Annotated in this window: 15 protein-coding genes; 9 read left to right on the top strand and 6 right to left on the bottom strand. The window is 37.4% G+C overall.

The window, feature by feature from the left end; translation table 11 throughout:
• Positions 1-201: 201 nt before the first annotated feature.
• A complete protein-coding gene (locus NMK36_RS21165; RefSeq protein ID WP_254174552.1) occupies positions 202-1446 on the bottom strand; it encodes a CCA tRNA nucleotidyltransferase in 1245 nt (414 codons plus the stop codon).
• 109 nt (positions 1447-1555) lie between these two features.
• Between NMK36_RS21165 and NMK36_RS21160 the strand changes: the two genes are divergently transcribed.
• From NMK36_RS21160 to NMK36_RS21130, 7 genes are all read left to right on the top strand, one after another.
• Positions 1556-1807 (top strand): Ycf34 family protein, encoded by a 252-nt coding sequence (locus NMK36_RS21160; protein ID WP_072718580.1) that lies wholly within the window; start codon positions 1556-1558, stop codon positions 1805-1807.
• 177 nt (positions 1808-1984) lie between these two features.
• Positions 1985-3736 carry a serine/threonine-protein kinase gene (locus NMK36_RS21155; protein ID WP_254174551.1) on the top strand — a complete coding sequence of 584 codons (1752 nt, stop codon included), beginning with the start codon at positions 1985-1987 and terminating at the stop codon, positions 3734-3736.
• A 9-nt stretch (positions 3737-3745) separates the two neighbouring features.
• The gene (tsaB, locus tag NMK36_RS21150; protein WP_072718582.1) at positions 3746-4408 is read left to right on the top strand and encodes a tRNA (adenosine(37)-N6)-threonylcarbamoyltransferase complex dimerization subunit type 1 TsaB; all 663 of its coding nucleotides are present in this window, start codon (positions 3746-3748) and stop codon (positions 4406-4408) included.
• 232 nt (positions 4409-4640) lie between these two features.
• Positions 4641-5564, top strand: a complete 924-nt coding sequence (locus NMK36_RS21145; protein ID WP_437126712.1) for an undecaprenyl-diphosphate phosphatase — start codon at positions 4641-4643, stop codon at positions 5562-5564.
• A gap of 80 nt (positions 5565-5644) precedes the next feature.
• Positions 5645-6967 carry a TIGR03279 family radical SAM protein gene (locus NMK36_RS21140; protein WP_072718583.1) on the top strand — a complete coding sequence of 441 codons (1323 nt, stop codon included), beginning with the start codon at positions 5645-5647 and terminating at the stop codon, positions 6965-6967.
• A gap of 103 nt (positions 6968-7070) precedes the next feature.
• Entirely contained in the window at positions 7071-11126 is a 4056-nt protein-coding gene (locus tag NMK36_RS21135; protein WP_254174550.1) for a PAS domain S-box protein, read from the top strand.
• Positions 11127-11129: 3 nt separating this feature from the next.
• The gene (locus tag NMK36_RS21130; RefSeq protein ID WP_254174549.1) at positions 11130-12074 is read left to right on the top strand and encodes a diguanylate cyclase; all 945 of its coding nucleotides are present in this window, start codon (positions 11130-11132) and stop codon (positions 12072-12074) included.
• A 16-nt stretch (positions 12075-12090) separates the two neighbouring features.
• Here NMK36_RS21130 and NMK36_RS21125 read toward each other — a convergent pair whose 3' ends face one another.
• The 3 genes from NMK36_RS21125 to NMK36_RS21115 all read right to left on the bottom strand — a co-directional run bounded on the left by NMK36_RS21125 (position 12091) and on the right by NMK36_RS21115 (position 14418).
• Positions 12091-13053: a TIGR03885 family FMN-dependent LLM class oxidoreductase gene (locus tag NMK36_RS21125; protein ID WP_072718586.1), complete on the bottom strand. Its 963-nt coding sequence runs from the start codon at positions 13051-13053 to the stop codon at positions 12091-12093.
• A gap of 115 nt (positions 13054-13168) precedes the next feature.
• Complete coding sequence (locus NMK36_RS21120; RefSeq protein WP_072718587.1) at positions 13169-13564, bottom strand: sensory rhodopsin transducer; 396 nt, start codon at positions 13562-13564, stop codon at positions 13169-13171.
• Positions 13565-13767: 203 nt separating this feature from the next.
• The gene (locus NMK36_RS21115; RefSeq protein ID WP_254174548.1) at positions 13768-14418 is read right to left on the bottom strand and encodes a hypothetical protein; all 651 of its coding nucleotides are present in this window, start codon (positions 14416-14418) and stop codon (positions 13768-13770) included.
• Between the two features lie 421 nt (positions 14419-14839).
• Between NMK36_RS21115 and NMK36_RS21110 the strand changes: the two genes are divergently transcribed.
• Positions 14840-15481, top strand: a complete 642-nt coding sequence (locus NMK36_RS21110) for a DUF6335 family protein (RefSeq protein ID WP_254174547.1) — start codon at positions 14840-14842, stop codon at positions 15479-15481.
• Positions 15482-15620: 139 nt separating this feature from the next.
• On the opposite strand, the gene NMK36_RS21105 is transcribed toward NMK36_RS21110, so the two are convergent.
• Entirely contained in the window at positions 15621-16568 is a 948-nt protein-coding gene (locus NMK36_RS21105) for a hypothetical protein (protein ID WP_254174546.1), read from the bottom strand.
• An 11-nt stretch (positions 16569-16579) separates the two neighbouring features.
• Positions 16580-17818: an AAA family ATPase gene (locus tag NMK36_RS21100; RefSeq protein WP_254174545.1), complete on the bottom strand. Its 1239-nt coding sequence runs from the start codon at positions 17816-17818 to the stop codon at positions 16580-16582.
• A 306-nt stretch (positions 17819-18124) separates the two neighbouring features.
• Here NMK36_RS21100 and NMK36_RS21095 point away from each other — a divergent pair, with 306 nt between their 5' ends.
• The gene (locus tag NMK36_RS21095; protein WP_072718591.1) at positions 18125-19309 is read left to right on the top strand and encodes an NAD(P)H-quinone oxidoreductase subunit H; all 1185 of its coding nucleotides are present in this window, start codon (positions 18125-18127) and stop codon (positions 19307-19309) included.
• Positions 19310-19507 lie beyond the last annotated feature (198 nt).

The raw sequence follows: 19507 nt of genomic DNA, 5'->3' as shown, positions 1-19507 counted from the left end.
AATATAAGCAGTTTCTCAAAAATAAAGATAAAGATGAGTATTATCGTTCAAATTTTAATATTTTAAATCAATTGCAGTTATAAGTAATTAAAGAATTTTTAGCCTTTATGAGAACCTATAATCAAGGTTAATCGGGGCGGGTTTAGGTAGATGTTTTATGGATATTATCAATTTTTGTGAACCCGCCCCTACGAGGATTAATTATAATAATTGTTGAGCAAAAGCGATCGCTTCTTCAATGGTTGTGATTTTACCTTCAATTTGTCCTAACTGAATCTCTAATAAAAGTTCTCCAATTTTAGGACTCGGACGTAAATTTAAGGCTTCCATTAATTCATTCCCTGTTAATAACAGTTGGGGATGGGCGACGGGATCATTGGGGTTTAGATAACGATTCATTAAAGGAGAAATACTTTCTAAGGAAAATCCATCGGCTATTGCACTTACAATTAACGCTGAAAATAATAATCCTAAATTTTGGAATAAAAAATATTGTTCTCTTAGAGATAGCTCTCTGGTTTTTAACAACTTTAATTGAGATAAACCTTTTAAAATCGCTAAAGTGCTTTTTAATTCTAATTTACTCAATTTTAACCCTAATAATTCTGTTTCTGCTAAAGTAATATCCTGATTTAACAAACAAGTTAATTTTGCGATCGCTAAACGGGATATTTTTAAGGTATAGCTCAATTCTTGAGATAATTCAAGTAAAACTTGAGGGTAAATTTCTCCTACTTTTATTGCAGATATATCTATTTGAGATAATCGTTTAAACTGCTGGTCTGCACCCTTAAAATAAGGAGAAAGTAAACCAACTTCCCAAGCTTGTTGTATCAAAGGTGTTGCATTGGGGGTATTTAATAAATAAACTAACTCGGTGCGAATGCGTTCGACTGCAACCCGACTTAACAACGGTGCAAATTCTTGAATAGTAGCTTGGGTTTGATCCTCGATTTTAAATCCTAATTGGGCAGCTTGACGATATCCTCTTAATAATCGTAATGGATCATCTTGCAAATTTTCTGGAGAAATCATTTTAATTAAACGCCGTTGTAAATCTTCTTGACCCTTGTTAAGATCAATAAAGGTTTGGGTAAATGGATCAAAAGCGATCGCATTAACTGTAAAGTCTCGTCGGCGTAAATCCTGTTCTAAACTATTTCCTTGGGCTTGAGCAAAGTCAACTGTTACTTGGTCAAAGACAACCCGTGCAATATGCCGTTGAGCATCCAACAAAACGAACCCAGCCTGATACTGTTCAGCCAGAGTTCGCGCTGTTTTGACCGCATCTTGTAAGAGGACAAAATCTAAATCTAAAATGGGTGTTGTACGACCCATTAACCCGTCTCGAACTGCACCCCCAACCAAATAGGCAGGTTGAGGTAAATCATTCAGTTCAAACGGCCAAGTGGCAGGAGAGAAGACATCGGCTAAAGCTTCAGGCATTGCAACAAAAATCAATGAGATTGTCAAGCAGGTTAAGGCCTACCTACGCTAAATTAGCATCAAAGGGATGGACAAGTTTCACCCTTGGCAATCACCGAGGAATAGAATCATGTGTATTTGTGTGAATTGTCATTATGTTGATCGCTGTACCACCTACCACGCCGTAGAAACCCAGCATCAAGAACGCCATTTGACCGAAAACCCCACCTTTGAACCCACCGAACCCACCATTAACGTCAATATCCGCACCCCTAACGACTATGAAATTGAAATGGAATGGGATGTAGTCGGATGTTTGAGTTTTAAAGAAGAAAACGGTAAATGGGCGAAATTAAGACCCGGGGAGTTAGTTCCGACTTAAACAGTTATCAAGTATCCGCATTATCAGTTATCAGTAGAGACGTGCCATGGCACGTCTGTACCAGTTATCAGTTAATGGTTGAGTTTTAACTGTTAGCTTTGTTAGTTTTTAATAAAACTCTTCCCATTCGTAATTCGTAATTCGTAATTCGTAATTCCCTGTTCCCTTCTATAAAAAATGAGTTATTGTTTTAATCCGAATTGTTCTAATCCGCAGAATTCTAGTGATGCTAAATTTTGTCAAAATTGTGGATCTAAATTATTGTTGAGTTCTGTTTCTAATGAAGCTGAGTCTGTTGTTTATCGAGGGATTCAATTAATTGGACAGGGGGGATTTGGTCGGACATTTTTAGTGGTTGATGAAAGTCAACCCTTAACACCTTATTGTGTGATTAAACAATTTTTTCCCCAAGGGAGTAATGCGAGGAAAGCCACAGAATTATTTGAGCAAGAAGCTAAACAATTAAAAATCTTGGGGCAACATCCCCAAATTCCCACAGAGTTAGGTTATTTTGAACAAGACGGCTATCAATATTTAGTTCAAGAATTTATTGAAGGAAAAAATTTAGCTCAAGAATTGCAAAAAAAAGGGGTATTTACTGAAGAAAAAATATGGTTTATTTTAAAAGATTTGTTGCCAATTTTGCAGTTTGTTCATGAAAATAAAGTCATCCATCGAGATATTAAACCCGAAAATATTATTCGTCGGTTTAATACGAAAAAACCGATTGGAAATTTAGTTTTAGTAGATTTTGGGGCTGCTAAATTAGTCACCGGGGGAATGTTGCCTAAAACGGGAACCATGATTGGGAGTGCTGCTTATACAGCCCCAGAACAATTAATGGGAAAAGCCGTTTTTTCCAGTGATTTATATAGTTTAGGAGTGACTTGTATTCATTTACTGACTAATGTTCCTCCCTTTGATTTATTTGATAGTGCAGAAGGAAATTGGGTTTGGCGAGATTATTTAAAAGCACCTGTCAGTGATGAATTAGGATATATTTTAGATAAAATGTTGCAGGGTGCAACCCGTAATCGTTACAATTCGGCGGCAGCAATTTTACGCCACATTAATCCTAAACCGGATTATGTTCCAGTAATGCCGGGATTAACAATCAATCCTGAAACGGGATTTAAACCCTTACCAGAACAGCCTCAATTCATTCAGCCTTCTCCTTCTATTCCGAATATTTCTGATGTTTCTGAACCTGCGGTTTCTGAAGAAAAAGTTCCTGAATTACCCCCACCAAGACTCTTAAATAAAATCAACCTAATTTCAGGAATTCTTCAAAAGCGTTTAGAGCCCTATGGGATTATTCAGGTGAGCGTCAATCAAAACCATATCAATCAGTTAACGATTGTTTTAAATCGAGATAAAAATCGCTCTGTAAAATATAAAGAGTTAGTTCCAATTATCGGATATGAATTAACCTATTGCCAAATCAATAATCTTGAGAAAGTCAAACTTTTAGGGCGAGTGAATAATCAAAATGTTCCTGAATGGACATCTTTGTTAAAACTAGATCGAAAGACAAAAATTAGAAATCAAATGATCCGATTTCAGAATCATAAGTTTCTTTGGAAGTTGTTTCAATTGACAACTCGAACGTTTTGGAGCCAGCAAATTAAAAAGAAAGAATTCTGGCTTGATCTGTTAATGGTTGCCATGATTATCTTTATCTTTAGCGATAAAATTATTATCTTAAAACCCATCATGGCTTTAGTGATTGCGGGAGGATTTTGGGGTGTTAAACATCAAGTCACTCACACCAATACTCTGCAACTGAATCAACTGTTTGCAACGATTACCACTCTATTTTTAATGTTTGGCTGGTTAAATTTAAGGATTTGGGCGGACGGAATGTTTGGTATAATCCTAGCGGGCTTGTTTATTTCCATGCCCATCTTTTTTTCCCGCAATCCTTCTTAATTAGATTCTGTGCAACCGATTTCCTCTCAACCCGTTTATGGTTTAGCCATTCACACCAGTAGTCCTGACCTGGGATTAGCCATTAGTAACTTTCAAGACGTTCAGCGCAGTCAATCCTGGGCAATAGGACGGGATTTATCCACCCATCTGCATCACTATTTATTAGAGTTTATTCAACCCCAAACTTGGTTAGATTTAGGATGGATTACAGTAGCTAAAGGCCCAGGAAGTTTTACTGGAACTCGAATCGGAGTCGTCACCGCCCGCACCTTAGCTCAACAGTTAAATATTCCAGTTTTTGCCATTTCTAGTTTAGCGGCGATCGCTTGGAAAGAACAACTTCAACGCAGACAAAATCAGGATGAAAACTTAGTGATTGCATTAGAAATGCGAGCACAACGAGGTCAACTTTTTGTGGCAATTTATGGTCAAAATCCAGAAACCAATTTCGGCTTAGTTCCCCTTTTAGCGGATAGCGTCATGTCCTCTCAACAGTGGGAACAAACCATAGCGTCTTGGCAAACTCCCTATCATCGGGTAAAGGTAGAAGCAGGATTAGGAGAAACCGCCATGCAATTATTAGAATTAGGATATTTAGACTGGAAATTGGGAAAGCATTCTCACTGGTCAGAAGCATTGCCTTATTATGGACAGCATCCTGTAGAATTCTAAGAGAATTCTCATTTTAACCCTCCCTTAAATAAAAGCCTGTTTTAAATAACTTCTTATGAACAAATGACAATTTACTGTTAAAGTTAAGCCAGAGTGTTTTTAACATCAGAGTTCATTGATTAGCTAATCAGGCTATTATTTGATGGGTCTATAGATTGTATCCTGAAATTTCCCTTGTTAAGGGAAATAGGGACTTGTGATGTGTAATCAGATGTTATTGAGTTTGTCTTCTATGATTTCTATGCCTGATTTATTTTTGAATTTAGGAGCAGCAGATGTATTGGCTCAAACGGCATCTTCGGCTTCAATCGGTTCCGACATTAATCTATTAGAGGCATTTTTTTTAGGATTAATTCAAGGAGTAACAGAATTTTTACCCATTAGCAGTACCGCCCATTTAAAAGTCATTCCAGTCATGTTAGGTTGGGGAGATCCCGGTATTGAATTTACAGCCATTATTCAGTTAGGCAGTATTGCGGCAGTGGTGTGGTTTTTTTGGCAGGATTTAGTTCAAGTTGTCCTGGGATCATGGCGAGCGATTCAAAAAAAGGATTATGAGTCTGTAGACTTTCGTTTAGCGTTAGGGATTGCATTAGGAACGATTCCAATTGTCTTTTTTGGATTGTTAATTAAACTGTTGATTCCTGATTATGATAACTCTCCTTTGCGAAGTCTGGAAACGATTGCATTCGCCTCGATTGGGATGTCCATTTTATTGGGATTGGCTGAAAAAATAGGCAAACGACAACGGAATTTTGAACACCTTAAAGTTCGAGATGGAATATTAATGGGTTTGGCTGAAGCTTTAGCTTTAATTCCTGGGGTATCTCGATCAGGATCAACCATTACGGCTGGATTATTTATGGGGTTAGAACGGGCAACGGCTGCTCGTTTTTCCTTTTTATTAGGAATTCCAGCAATTACTTTAGCGGGAATCGTGGAATTAAGAATGGTATTTGCAACTGGTATCAGGAATTCAGACCTGATTCCCATCGGTGTTGGTTTAATTTCCGCCGCTATTTTTTCCTATTTATCAATTGCTTGGTTAATTCGTTATTTACAAAAACAAAGTACCTGGATTTTTGTTTGGTATCGTCTCGCCTTTGGAGTCATGATTTTAGTGGCTGTGTGGGGAGGTGCGTTAAAGAATATTTAGACTACAATCTTGTAGTAGAGTAGAGACGTGCCATGGCGCGTCTCTACGGAGTCTATGATTGTTAATGTTTAATTCCTCCTATGATTCGACCTGCTAAAATTACAACCGTATTACCCGATTCTATTGCTGAAGAAATTGGCTTTGAACCCGGAGATGCGATTGTTTCGATTAACGGACAACCACCTCGTGATTTAATTGATTATCAATTTTTATGTGCTGATGAAGTTTTAGAATTAGAAGTTTTAGATCGATTTGGGAAAACCCATCAACTTGAAATTGAAAAAGACTATGATCAAGATTTAGGCTTAGAGTTTGAATCCGCTTTATTTGATGGATTAATACAATGCAATAATCGCTGTCCGTTTTGTTTTATTGATCAACAACCCCCCGGAAAACGAGAAACCCTCTACTTAAAAGATGACGATTATCGCTTGAGCTTTTTGTATGGTTCCTATTTAACCTTAACCAATTTATCTCAACGGGAATGGGATAGAATTGCACAAATGCGTCTTTCTCCGTTGTATGTTTCTGTTCACGCCACCGAACCTCCAGTTAGAATTCGCTTATTAAAAAATCCCCGTGCGGGTCAAATCTTAGATCAGTTAAAATGGTTTAAAAAGAACCGTTTACAAATTCATGCTCAAGTGGTGGTTTGTCCAGGAATTAATGATGGCAAATACCTCGAACAAACCCTTTTAGATTTAGCTCAATTCCATCGCGGTAGAATCCCGACTGTTGCTTCCGTCGCGGTGGTTCCCGTGGGGTTAACTCGGTTTCGTCCCCCGGAAGATGAATTAATCCCAGTTACGCCTGAAAAAGCTCAAGAAATTATTACTCAAGTTCAGAATTTACAACAAAAATTTCAACAAGAATTCGGTTCAACTTGTGTTTGGATTGCGGATGAACTCTTTTTAATTGCGGGTGCAGAATTACCGCCTGAATCCCATTATCAAGATTATCCTCAAATTGGTAATGGGGTAGGTTCTATTCGCAAATTTATTAAAGAATTTGAACAAACTGTCAAACAACACCCGATTCAATCTTGTTCAACTCCCCGCCAGTTTACTTGGGTGGTGGGAAATGCCGTTGAAAAAGCCTTTCAACCCTTGTTAAACTCCTTAAATGACATTTCAGGGCTAACGGTGAATTTGGTGGCTTTAGCGAGTCAATATTGGGGTCAAGAAATTACGGTTACAGGTCTATTAACCGGACAAGATTTGCTGCAAGGATTAAAAGGAAAATCATTAGGAGATGGAATTTTATTACCATCGGTGATGTTAAAACAAGGAGAACCTGTGTTTTTGGATGATATGACCGTAGCAGAACTCGCAGAACAACTGGAGACAGAAATTTTTCCAGTGAGTCATGTTGAAGAATTAATCTCTATTGCGTTGCAGGATTAATTTTAATCGTAACAGAAGTGGTGTAGATCACTGAATTCTTATTCCATAATAAAGGAAGATTCACGATCAAGCCCATTTTTGTTTCAAAGGGGGTCAGGAGACAATGGTAGTTTCACAAGAAGTTACAATTCATACGACGAGACTGAAAGAACAAAGTCAAAGACATCAGCTTTTAACAGATACCGCTTTACGGATTCGATCTTCTTTAAGTTTAGATCTAATTTTAAAGACAACGGTGACAGAAGTTCGGCAATTGTTAGAATGCGATCGCGTGATCATTGAAAAATTTGAAGCCGATGGCTATCGAAGAGTCATTGTTGAATCTGTAGAAAACCCCCAATACTCACTTCTCGATGCAGGGGTCATCTATCACAATTCTGATTCAGATTTAGCTGTTGAAATTCGATTTGAAAACCAGCTATGGGGTAGATTAATTGCTCAGAATTTTAGGATCATTCAGCCATGGGAACCCGAAGAAACAGAATTTTTAGAAAGTTTATCGGTTCATGTTGCTTTGGGAATTGAACACGCGACGTTACTAGAGCAAGTGCAACAAGCTAATCGAGAATTAGAAGCAAAAGTCCTAGAACGAACGGCTGAATTAGAACAAACCAATGAACGATTAACGCAAGAATTAGAGCGCAGTCAAGAAACCCAAACGGCTTTAAAACACCAACAAGAAATTCTGAATAGTTTTTATAATTCTTCTCCAATAATGATGGGTGTCGTTGAACTATTTGAAACCGATGTTTTACATCTTTCAGTCAATTTAGCAACGGCTCAATTCTTAGGAAAAAAAAATGAGGAAATTCACCATAAATTTGTTAGTCAATTAGGTATAAATCACCCTTTGCTTCAACATTGGATGAATCATTATCGAGAAAGTCAAGATTTAGGAAAACCCGTCAAATTTGAGTGTCAATATGATCAACCTGATGGGAAAAAGAAATGGTTATCAGCAACGGTGTCTTATATTGGTTTATCGGAAAATGATCGTCCTCGGTTTTCCTATATTGTTGAAGATATTAGCGATCGCAAATATTATGAAGAATCCCTAAGACGATATGAACGCATTGTTGAAGCCACTGGGGATGCCATTTGTTTAGTGGATCAGAACTATATTTATCAAGTGGCTAATCCCGCTTACTTGAAATTGGTAAATCGACCCTTAGAAAAGGTGATTGGTCATTCTGTTTCTGAGGTTTTAGGGACTAATTTTTTTGAGCAAACCATTAAACCTTCTCTGGATCAATGTTTAATCGGGGAAGCCATTCAAGATGATTTATGGGTGGATATTGATCCTGTTAAAAAACGATATTTGAGGCGTACCTATACCCCCTATTTAGATGAACAGAAAACGATTTGTGGAATTGTTGGCAGTATTCAAGATTTAACGGATCTCAAAGAAGCCGAAAATGCACTGAAACACAATGAAGAACTATTTGCTTTAACAGTGCAACACGCTCCTGATGTCTTTGTAATTTATGATTCAGAACGTCGATTTGAGTATGTCAATCAACGAACATCCGAATGCACCCAAATTCCCATTGAAAACTTTATCGGTCGTCGAGATGAAGATATTTACCCCCCGGAAGTTTATTCTAAATATCTGCCCTTACTTGATCATGCAATTGCGACCAAAACCGTACAAATTGGAGAATTTACATTGCAAATGGAGGGACTAGAACCTTATATCGTGATTATCAAATACGTTCCCCTTTTAGATGATAACGGAGAGGTTCAACAAATTTTAGGTATGACCTTTGATATTGGCGATCGCAAACGCATGGAAGAAACTCTACGTCAACGAGAAGAACAGTTAAAAGCCGTTGCTGATAATATTCCAGGCGCAATTTTTACCTATATTAAACGCCCCGATGGTTCTGGTTTTTTGGAATATATTAGTGATGGTTGCTTTGAAGTCTTTGGCTTGACCGCCTTGGAATTAATGAACAATTATAAACTTTTAGAACCCGGGTTTCATCTCGAAGATCTCCAGGGACATCGAATAGCAATTTTAAACAGTGCAGCCACCCTTACCCCCCTGTTTTATGAGTTACGATATCAAATGCCCAATGGGGATATAAAATGGATTGCAGAAGCTTCCCGTCCTGAATATCGAGACAATGGAGATATTGCTTGGCGAGGGGTGATTTTAGATGTGAGCGATCGCAAAAAAACCGAATTAGAATTAAATGAAACCAGCGATCGCTTAAATTTCCTGCTCAATTATTCTCCCATTGTTATTTTAAGTTGCAAACCCGAAACCAATTATCCGATTACTTTTATCAGTGAGAATGTTAAAGAAATTGTCGGTTTTGAACCTCAAATTTTTTTAGAAAATTCGAGCTTCTGGATTCAACAGATTCATCCTGATGATGTAGAGTGGGTTTTAACCAACTTAGCGACAAAATTTACCGAGGATTATTATGTTCATGAATATCGGTGGTTGAAAGCAGATGGAACGTATAGCTGGTTTTTAACACAGTTAAGGAAAATTCGAGATGACGCGGGGAATGTCGTGGAAATGTTGGGATATTTAGTTGAAATTAGCGATCGCAAAAGCTTAGAGCAAGAATTAGCCACATTACTCGAACAAGAAACCCGTCGGAGTCAAGAACTAACCCAAAAAAATATAGCTCTCGAACAAGCTCGACAGGAAGCAGAAATGGCAAACCAAGCTAAAAGTGAATTTCTGGCTAATATGAGTCATGAAATTCGTACACCCATGAATGCCATTTTAGGATTTACAGATTTACTACAATCTGTTGTTCATGAACCGAGATCTGTCTCTTATTTAAACGCTGTAATCACCGCTAGTCGAACTCTACTCGCCTTAATTAACGATATTCTTGATTTGTCTAAAATTGAGGCGGGGAAACTGGAACTCGATTATGGCCCCGTTAACTTACGGGTGCTGATTCAGGAAATTCAAAACATTTTTAACCATAAAGCCACAGAAAAAGGGTTAGTTTTACACATCCAAATTGAAGATAATGTCCCCGAATTGATTTATATTGATGAGATACGATTACGTCAAATTTTATTTAACGTTGTCGGTAATGCTCTTAAGTTCACGGAAAAGGGATATATTAGCGTTTCTGCACGAACTCAAACCTATTGTGCCTGCAATAGCGAAAAAGTTTGGTTAGAAATTGCGATTGAAGATACAGGAATTGGGATTGCACCCCATCAGCAGACTCGTATTTTTGAAGCCTTCGTTCAAAGTGCCGGACAAAGTAATCGTAAGTATGGAGGCACCGGTTTAGGATTGGCGATTACTCAACGCTTAACTCAAATGATGGGGGGGATTATATTGCTTCAAAGCCAATTGCGACGAGGCAGTATTTTTACCTTTGTATTTCCCGACATTGCTCAGGCTAAAAATCCGATCTCGGTCAAATTAAATTCTGGTCAAGATCGAAATCTCAACCAATTTCAAGCTAGTACAATTTTGGTTGTTGATGATGTTCAATCTAACCGAGAATTAATTCAAGGATACTTTGCCGGAACTCATCATTTATTATTTCTAGCAGAGAATGGAAAACAAGCAATTCAGATGGCAAATATTCATCAACCCGATTTAATTCTTCTGGATTTACGGATGCCGGAGATGGACGGAAAAATGGTGGCTCAATTTCTCAAACAAGATGAAAAAACTCGACAGATTCCGATTGTGATTTTGACCGCATCTTGTCAAAGTGAAGAACAAGCAAAAGTTCAATCACTCTGTCAAGGATTCTTGCGAAAGCCGGTCAGTTTGCCACAATTAGTCAGAGAAATGAAGCGACATTTAATATGCCAAAACTCTTCTAAAAATACCGAGATTGACAGAGAAAGTCCGCAAGAAAAACTAGGAGTTTCTCCTGTTTCATTCCTCAGTTCTGATGCGTGTACAGAACTCCTGTTTAAACTTCAACAAGAAGAAGAACAGGTTTGGAATACGTTGCGAAAAACATTAAGAACCAGAGATTTACAACATTTTGTTCAACGTCTGGCTGCCTGGGGGCAACAGTATCAATATCAACCTTTATTAGATTATATACAAACTTTAGAAACTCAATTAGAAGCGTTTGATTGGAATACAATTCCTCAAACTATTGAGGATTTTCCTCAGATTGGAGAAAGGTTAAAACTTTACTGCAAAGAAGGACTTTGATTTATGCAACTCAAAACATTTATTCCTGAAAATTTTCTGATTTTAATTGTTGATGATATTACTCAAAATCTGAAATTAGTCGGACAAATGCTTGGCGAAGTTGGATATAATACCACCTTTGCAACCAGTGGTTTTCAAGCGTTAAATCGACTAAAAAATAATCAAACGGATTTAATTTTATTGGATTTAATGATGCCTGAAATGGATGGATTAGAGGTTTGTCAAGTCATAAAAAATAATCCCCAGTTTCAAGACATTCCGATTATTTTCCTCACCGCTAGTCATGAAGAAGAGAGTTTAGTCAATGCCTTTGAGATGGGGGCTGTTGATTTTATTACGAAACCTTTTATCAAAACTGAATTGTTAGCACGGGTCAAAACTCATTTAACCCTAAAACATACAACCGATATCTTAAAAAACACTTTGTTACAACTCGAACAATTATCTCAACTGGATTCCCTGACTCAAATCTTAAATCGTCGCAGTTTTTTTAAAGTGGCTGAAGTCGAATTTAATCGATCAATTCAACAGGGAAAAATATTTTCTTTATTGATATTAGATTTAGATCATTTTAAACAAATTAATGATCAGTATGGTCATCTCATGGGCGATCGCGCTTTAATCACCTTTACATCAGTAATTAGGAATTACCTCAGAGAAGGTGATTATTTTGGACGCTATGGGGGAGAAGAATTTGTGATTTTATTATTAGATACTAATCTCGAAGATGCAGTTAAAATTGCCCAAGATATTTGTAGTTTAATTGCTGATTTATCTATCCCAACGGAGAAAGAGAATTTACAAATGACGGTAAGTATTGGAATCGCTATTTCTGAACCCCAGGATACCCGCATTGAGGATATTCTTTCTAGGGCAGATCAATCCCTATACCAAGCAAAAGCTCAAGGAAGAAATACTTGTTTTGCTGATTCATTAAAACCGGGTTAACTCTCTTTTCTTTTAATCAGCTTAAAACCGGAATTACTTCTTTTCCAAATACTTGAATAAACTGTTTTTGCTCTCGATTGACGTTATGTAAAATAATCTCATTAAACCCTAGTTCTATATCTTGTTTTAACCAGCTAATATGTTGTTGAAGATCGGAGGAAATGCGGACATTGTTTTCAACTTCTTCTAAGGTGACAAATTTTCCCATCGCATCAAATTGTTCAGGATTTTTTAAATCTGATAAAACCAGACTTTGAAAAATATTATTTCGCCATTGATCAAACGCTCCTTGTTTAGCAATGGTTTCATTAGCATGATAGGATAACTGCACTTTTAAAATCATGGGTTTTCCCTCTCCTCCTCCTCGATAAAAGGCATCAACCACTTCTTTTAATTGTTCAGGGGGACGAGATGTAGTAATTAACCCATCAGCCCAACTTCCTAACCATTCGGCGGTTTTAGCGGTAATTGCAGCGCCAATTATTAAGGGATTAATTTCAGGACGGGTATAGAGTTTTGCTTCTTCAATTGTTACTAAACCTCGATGGGTCACAGTTTCGCCAGCCCATAAAGCTCGAATAATATCAACACATTCTTTTAAACGAGTATTGCGATCGCTTTTAGACGGCCATTTATCCCCTGTTATATGTTCATTTAAAGCTTGACCACTGCCTACGGTTAACCAAAATCGATTCGGAAAAAGTTCCGCTAAAGTTGCAGCAGCTTGGGCAATAATTGCCGGATGATATCGTTGACCTGGGGCGCAAACAATTCGATAGGATAAATTCGGTGTGGCTTGCATTGCCGCCCCTAACCAAGACCAAGCAAATCCACTTTGTCCTTGCTTTTCACTCCAAGGATAAAAATGATCGGAAGATAAGGATAAATCAAACCCCGCTTGTTCAGCTTTTTGAACATAATTTAACAATTCACTGGGTTTAAATTGTTCGTGGGACGCATGATAACCAATCTTAACCATGATCAACTTTCCTCTTAACAAAAAAATCCCTTAAAGATTGATAATTTTTACTATAGTTCTACCCATTACAATTAAGATACTTCTCAATTCAGCCAACTCATTTCCTGTTCCCTAATTAACGATAGGAATAAGCAACGGTACTGAGTAAAGCGTTTTCCGACTGTCGAGAATCGAGGCGAGTATGTTGGACAACAATCGGAACATCCGACTCAAATACACTGGCATAATCTGTATTACGGGGAATAGGTTCAGGGTCGGTTAAATCGTTAAATCGTAGGTGTTTTGTTCGTCTTGCGGGAACCGTCACACAATAGGGGCCAACGGGTTCACGATCGCTAAAATAAATGGTAATTTTCACAGAGGCATCTTGATCAGATGTATTTAAAATACAAGCTGTTTCATGACTGGTAAATTGAGGTTCTGGGCCGTTACTATAGTCAGGAATATAGCCTTCAGCGATCGCCCAACGAACACTTCCAATGGGTAAATTATCTCCAATTTGTAAAACCATACTTTATTTTTCCTTAATAATTAAAGCCTAATATTTCATTAAAATCGAATGATTTATCTCGCTTTAATAGGAGTTAATCATATTTTAAAATTACTTTCTTCACCCTTAAGATGGAAATCAAAAATCAATATTAAAAACCCAGCTTTTTGTAGAAACTGGGTTTATAAAATGATGGGTTTGAATACCATAAAATCTAAGGAATTTTATCGAGCATAAGGTCTACCCACTCCGGGTTGTACTGTAGGGCTTGCATAGGGTTTATGAACACCGACGGATGAGCCAACCAAAGTTGAAATTAATCCTAACAAAGAGCCAAAGGAAAATGCCCAACTCGCTTTAGCTGCATTCGAGGCTATATCTTGAGCCTGCTGTGCTGAGACATTGGGAGCCCTCGCCGGAACATTCACACCGCCTTCTTGAACTTGATTAATCACTTCTCCCGCATTGGACGCAACAATGCCAAAAATACCGGATACTCCACTCGAAAGTAACCAAGCACTAATGGCTAAGGTTGTAGCCCACAAAATAGCACCATTCAAGAGGGCGGTGGTACGATTCATTGGCCCACAAACACGAGCCATTAACCAACCCCCAACAAACAAAGCAATTAATAAACTAATAATTGACCAAATCCCAACGGCTGTTCCCGTATCTCCCGCATTAGAACGAGGTGCGCCGGAGTTGGCAAGTCCAGTTAAACCAATAGCCGCACCAATTCCACTCAGTATTAATTGAGTTCCAATGGCAATAACTAAACCTGCAAAAATGGGCCCCCAACGGACACGATCATGATAGTCTGTTCCCACAGCAACGGGATGATCAATAATTCGGCCGGATTCATCAGTGTATGCCATTTTTTTTAGCTTCTCCTAAAATTAAAAAGTCTGAAGGGTTGAAGTTTATGTAAGAAATGCCTGATTAACAGCATTTGTTGATTCGGTATTTTTCAGCCAATAATCAACGTGCTTATACATTAACCTTTGGACAGAGAACTCATCGTCTAGCAAAAGTTATATTATTAATTGTGTTTCGGGTTTCTTTCTCTAACTTAAGGAAGAGTTTTAATCAAATTTAATTTATAATTCTAATTTTATAACTTGGGATAGATGTTTTTTTATAAGATATAAATAAATTAAGTATTCTGAGAATTTCATAAAATTCTTTCAGGTTTAGAGATCTTTAAATGGGGAGAGGCGGGAGTCTATCTTTATGAAGTTATTAAATCTAGCTTCAGTCAGATACCGTGCAAATAGCAGATATAAATAGGAAAACATCATGGCTAATCGAACTCACCCATCTAAAGGGAAAAAAAATCAACTGCCTCACAATCAAAACTTAATTCAAGAGATTAAAGATGAGATTGAATTGAATCAAGATGAAGAACCGACATTAGCAGAATTAGCAAGCATTGAGGAGGAAATCGGTTTAATAGAAATTCCCGTAGATCCCGAAGAACTCAATACGGTCATGATTGATGATACGGATGATAATTGGGATACCAATGATGATGATGTAATTGATGAAAGTGATGCTCCAGAAATGATTAGTGATTTACCCCCAGAAATTACCCAATCATTAGGGACAGGACTACAAGGACAACCTACTGACCGTGCGGGTAGACGCGCTCATTTAAGCCAAAGTGATCAATTTAATCAAGCCAGTGCAGTTTTAACAGGTGGAGATATTGATGCTAATTTTGAACAAGCCAATGCTGTTGGGGATGAAGCCGTTGGCGGGACGGTCGCCACACCGGATCAAGATATTGTAGAGGAAATTGCAGCCGCAGTGGGTTTAGAAATGCGTGATCGCTCTTCCCTTCGGACAACAGAATTTTTAGAAAAACGAGATGAGCAACGCTGGGAATTAGATCCGACTTCTTCTGAGGATTATGAAGAACGGGAAAACGAAAGTTTGTAGTCTCAATTGATAGGGGAGAACAAAGCCTCTAAAAAAATCCCATTCCGTCACGAATTTAACAGTTTTTAGAATTATCTCTCTCCCAAGCAAATACGGTTTCTTAGGAGAGGGATAAAATGGTTATTATCAATATAGAATTTTATACAAACTGATATAGAATTTTAAAGAAAACACTCAAATGATATTCAGCATCACTCTGTTCTGAATAAAATTTTCCTATCTCTAATAGCAGTTGATCTCTGTAAACTTCTGGTGAACGACTCCAATCAGGAGGCGGGTCGATTTTACGCCAAAAGTTTTTAGCTTTTATTAGACTTAATAGCACATAAATTAATTCATTTTTGTGGCTGACATCTACCGTAGAGTTAAATTCCTGAATCCAAGAGATTTTTAATTGATTAACATCAGTACAGTTTAAACCCTGACAATAGTTAATTCTTTGGCAGGAAGTTATTAGATGATTGTTTAAATCAGAATCTTGATTAATTAATTCAGCCATATCTTTATAGATATCTGTCAGTAAAAGATTGTTTCCTTTATAAATGGGAATGGGAAGCCTGAAACAACTATCAAAGGTTTCTTGCAATTCAGGTATAATAAAATAGGATTCTTTATGAATTAAACCTGTTACCCAAATTCGATGCTTAGGTGCATTTTGCTGATTAACCTTTAAACCTTGATAAAGGTCATAAAAAATGGTTTCGGTATCTGGAAATTGGTAATTATGACCAATCTCTTTAGATTGAAGGTCTAAATCAACAATAGAAAATAGTTTTGTAGGGTCTAAATAGGAGTTAATCGGATCTTGTTTATGTAAATCTAATAAACTAAAATAAGTATTAATCACATCTTGGCGATCGCCACAATTAAAAAATTCAGGTCGGTATTGACTCCATCCTTGAGGGACACAAGCTTTATAAAAGTTCGCATCAGGCATCTGCTCCATTTTACTATAGCTTTGTGGTGAAGATCTGCCCTCAAGTTTAGGAATATCCCCTTCACAGAGAATGACAATTTTATTTTTAATTCTGCGAGATTGAAGAATCGTTTCACAATGTTTTTGTAATCCCTCTGGGTTCAGACTCATGTTTCTCAATATTAATCTTTATTTTTAATTAATTTGGGTTCAATTTCTTTAACGTGAGCAGGGGTTAAGGCTTGGCATAATTCGTAAGAGTGGGTTGCTAAAATATATTGGTTACTGGGTTCCCATTGTTCTAAGTCAGAAATAATTTGATATTGCCAATCTGGATGTAATGCTATTTCAATTTCATCCATTAAAACAATAGCATCTTTAATTTCATAATATTTAAGTAAAGCATAAATTGTTAGGCGTTTTAATTCACCATGGCTCAGATCTTCAGGATTCAGTTTGATAATTTTTCCATTCTTTTGCAACTCAAAAGTCACGCCTTCAAAATCTTCAGTAAGATTAATTTTTTTATCAATTAAGACTTGGTTGAGTTCTTGGAGTAAACTTTTATAATGATTACCATAGTGACCTGTTTTGATAGCTTCTCTAAAGTCTTGATCTCGGACAAATTTAAAATAGTCGATTAAAACCTCAACTGCTAAAAAATCATAAGTAAAAAAGTTATTAAGTTTTGATTTTGCTGAATTTAATTCTGAATAATAATCAGGATTATCGTGATCAGTCTGTCTAAATAAAAGTTTTCTAGTAGTTGGAGGAAGAAATAAGAAAACTTGTGTTGATGGAGCAACCATAAATATTTTTTCCGAAATTTTACTTAAAGAAAAATTTTGTAATTTTTGTTCTAAAATACTGATAGAATCTTTTTTTTTGTTTTCTGTTGATTCATTTTTTAAATTATTGTTTATATTGCTAATATTATTAGTTTCACAAACAAAAATTGCATTTGGTGGATAGTGACTATTTATAAAATAAATATCATCTTCTCGATATTTAAAAATTGGTATAACGTTATTTTGATCATCAGACTCATAAGTACCTTGCTCTACAGTTTTATAAGTGCCTCCTCGCTCTACAATATTTGATAGAGTCAATACCCTATATCGTCTACACCTAAAAATTAACCTTATCATATTACCATTGTCATCAACGTCTATTTCTGCTAAAGTTCTACTTTCAGAACCTTCAGGAATTTTAAAATCTAATAATAAATTTTTTAAAAAATCAAATTGCTCAGGATTTCCTGAACAATGTAATAATACAAAAATTAATTGCAACAGTGTACTTTTCCCCCCTCCATTCTGGCTTCCTAGGGGAAAAATTTTAGGAAAAAAATCTTTTTCAAAGGTAATATCGACTTGATTTAAAGCCCGAAAATTTGGAACTTGAACTCGGACTAAGTGCATACTAGACTCCTGATTGTGTGGAGTTAAAACGATACCTTAATAAAATATAGAATATAACATTGCGATCGCTAACCCCCCAAACTCAGAAACCCTATTTCTCAGCTAGTTTAAAGGGATAAAATCAAAATCTTTGTTTAGAAACCCAGTTTCCGGGGAAGTACAAACCCTGGGTAGGGACAAAAGGCTTGTGACTATTTTTTGCCAAAGCTGCGATCTCAGACAATCCAAGTGTTCCTATAATATTAACAATTGAAACAAACATCCCAAGAAAGCAATAAATCCGCGTTAGGGAACACAGATAAGATTATGAGCAGAATAGAAACCCGCACAGAACCGATGGTCTTGAACATGGGGCCACACCATCCCTCCATGCACGGGGTCTTGCGGTTAATTGTGACCCTGGATGGGGAAGATGTGGTGGACTGTGAACCCGTCATTGGGTATCTGCATCGCGGTATGGAAAAAATCGCCGAAAATCGTACCGTTGTGATGTACGTTCCCTATGTTAGCCGTTGGGACTATGCGGCGGGAATGTTCAACGAAGCGGTAACGGTTAATGCTCCAGAACGATTAGCCGGAGTCACCGTCCCCAAACGGGCTCAATATATTCGGGTGATTATGCTGGAACTCAACCGCATCGCTAATCACTTGTTATGGCTTGGGCCGTTCTTGGCTGACGTCGGAGCCCAAACCCCATTCTTCTATATTTTCCGAGAACGGGAATTAATCTATGACCTCTGGGAAGCCGCCACGGGATACCGGATGGTCAATAATAACTATTTCCGCATTGGGGGGGTAGCGGCAGATTTACCCTATGGTTGGGTGGATAAATGTCGAGATTTCTGCGATTATTTCGCCCCCAAAATTGATGAATATGAACGCTTAATTACCAATAACCCGATTTTCCGACGTCGAATTGAAGGGTTAGGAACCATTACCCGTGAACAGGCGATTAACTGGGGGTTATCTGGCCCAATGTTACGCGCCTCTGGGGTGAAGTGGGATTTACGCAAAGTTGACCATTATGAATGTTATGACGAGTTAGACTGGGATGTCCAGTGGGACACGGGGGGAGATTGTTTCGCTCGTTATATCGTTCGGATTCGGGAAATGCGGGAATCAGTGAAAATCCTGTATCAAGCCTTAGAGGCTCTCCCTGGTGGCTCCTACGAGAATTTAGAAGCAAAACGGATGATGGAGGGGCCAAAATCCGAATGGAATGGCTTTGATTATCAATTTATTGGTAAGAAAATTGCCCCAACCTTCAAAATCCCCAAAGGGGAACATTATGTACGGATTGAAAGTGGAAAAGGGGAACTCGGCATTTATATCATTGGGGATGATAATGTGTTTCCCTGGCGGTTCAAAATTCGGGCGGCGGATTTCTGTAATTTACCCATTCTCTCGGAATTAGTTCGCGGAGAAAAAGTGGCTGACTTAGTAGCCATTCTCGGTAGTATCGATATTATCATGGGTTCCGTTGACCGTTAGAGCTTGATAGGTAGAAATGGGATTTGGGGCGAGGTATTCTTGTCCCTATCCTAAAAACAGAATTACTCTCAAATCGCTGCATCTCGTCAAAAAATTTACAAAAATTTATAAAAATAAAATTCCAAAAGTATTGTTGTATACTAAATACTAGATTGAAAATAACAGTTGTGTTGAAAAAAACGAGTCCGTTTACAGAAT

The sequence above is a fragment of the Planktothrix pseudagardhii genome (assembly GCF_904830925.1).
Taxonomy (GTDB): Bacteria; Cyanobacteriota; Cyanobacteriia; order Cyanobacteriales; family Microcoleaceae; genus Planktothrix; species Planktothrix tepida.
This window is presented reverse-complemented; position numbering and strand designations above follow the sequence as displayed.

What these genes read in the sequence shown, in the direction of transcription:
- NMK36_RS21165 (WP_254174552.1), bottom strand. Translation starts at nt 1,446, where the DNA reads ATGCCTGAAGCTTTAGCCGATGTCTTCTCTCCTGCCACTTGGCCGTTT.
- NMK36_RS21160 (WP_072718580.1), top strand. Translation starts at nt 1,556, where the DNA reads ATGTGTATTTGTGTGAATTGTCATTATGTTGATCGCTGTACCACCTAC.
- NMK36_RS21155 (WP_254174551.1), top strand. Translation starts at nt 1,985, where the DNA reads ATGAGTTATTGTTTTAATCCGAATTGTTCTAATCCGCAGAATTCTAGT.
- NMK36_RS21145 (WP_437126712.1), top strand. Translation starts at nt 4,641, where the DNA reads ATGATTTCTATGCCTGATTTATTTTTGAATTTAGGAGCAGCAGATGTA.
- NMK36_RS21140 (WP_072718583.1), top strand. Translation starts at nt 5,645, where the DNA reads ATGATTCGACCTGCTAAAATTACAACCGTATTACCCGATTCTATTGCT.
- NMK36_RS21135 (WP_254174550.1), top strand. Translation starts at nt 7,071, where the DNA reads ATGGTAGTTTCACAAGAAGTTACAATTCATACGACGAGACTGAAAGAA.
- NMK36_RS21130 (WP_254174549.1), top strand. Translation starts at nt 11,130, where the DNA reads ATGCAACTCAAAACATTTATTCCTGAAAATTTTCTGATTTTAATTGTT.
- NMK36_RS21125 (WP_072718586.1), bottom strand. Translation starts at nt 13,053, where the DNA reads ATGGTTAAGATTGGTTATCATGCGTCCCACGAACAATTTAAACCCAGT.
- NMK36_RS21120 (WP_072718587.1), bottom strand. Translation starts at nt 13,564, where the DNA reads ATGGTTTTACAAATTGGAGATAATTTACCCATTGGAAGTGTTCGTTGG.
- NMK36_RS21115 (WP_254174548.1), bottom strand. Translation starts at nt 14,418, where the DNA reads ATGGCATACACTGATGAATCCGGCCGAATTATTGATCATCCCGTTGCT.
- NMK36_RS21110 (WP_254174547.1), top strand. Translation starts at nt 14,840, where the DNA reads ATGGCTAATCGAACTCACCCATCTAAAGGGAAAAAAAATCAACTGCCT.
- NMK36_RS21105 (WP_254174546.1), bottom strand. Translation starts at nt 16,568, where the DNA reads ATGAGTCTGAACCCAGAGGGATTACAAAAACATTGTGAAACGATTCTT.
- NMK36_RS21100 (WP_254174545.1), bottom strand. Translation starts at nt 17,818, where the DNA reads ATGCACTTAGTCCGAGTTCAAGTTCCAAATTTTCGGGCTTTAAATCAA.
- NMK36_RS21095 (WP_072718591.1), top strand. Translation starts at nt 18,125, where the DNA reads ATGAGCAGAATAGAAACCCGCACAGAACCGATGGTCTTGAACATGGGG.